Consider the following 553-nt stretch of genomic DNA (forward strand, 5'->3'; position numbering starts at 1 on the left):
CAGTACCGTGAGGGAAAGGTGAAAAGCACCGCGGAAGCGGAGTGAAAAAGAACCTGAAACCGTGCGCTTACAAGAAGTCAGAGCCCGATCTAGGGGTGATGGCGTGCCTTTTGTAGAATGAACCGGCGAGTTACGTTTACGTGCGAGGTTAAGTCGGAGAGACGGAGCCGCAGCGAAAGCGAGTCTGAATAGGGCGATTCAGTACGTAGGCGTAGACCCGAAACCGTGTGATCTACCCCTGTGCAGGGTGAAGGTGAGGTAACACTCACTGGAGGCCCGAACTCACAAGCGTTGAAAAGCTTGGGGATGACGTGGGGGTAGGGGAGAAATTCCAATCGAACTCGGAGATAGCTGGTTCTCCCCGAAATAGCTTTAGGGCTAGCCTCGAGGTTTAGCATCGTGGAGGTAGAGCACTGATTGGGTGCGGGGCCCGCCAAGGGTTACCAAGTCCAGTCAAACTCCGAATGCCACCGATGTATACTCGGGAGTCAGACGGCGAGTGCTAAGATCCGTCGTCAAGAGGGAAAGAGCCCAGATCATCAGCTAAGGTCCC

1 rRNA gene is annotated in these 553 nt (G+C 54.8%); it reads left to right on the forward strand.

What is annotated here, in order from left to right:
- Window positions 1-553 (forward strand): 23S ribosomal RNA (locus LKX83_RS31810); the annotation flags it as partial.

This window comes from Cohnella baijiui, assembly GCF_020731285.1.
Lineage (GTDB): Bacteria > Bacillota > Bacilli > Paenibacillales > Paenibacillaceae > Cohnella.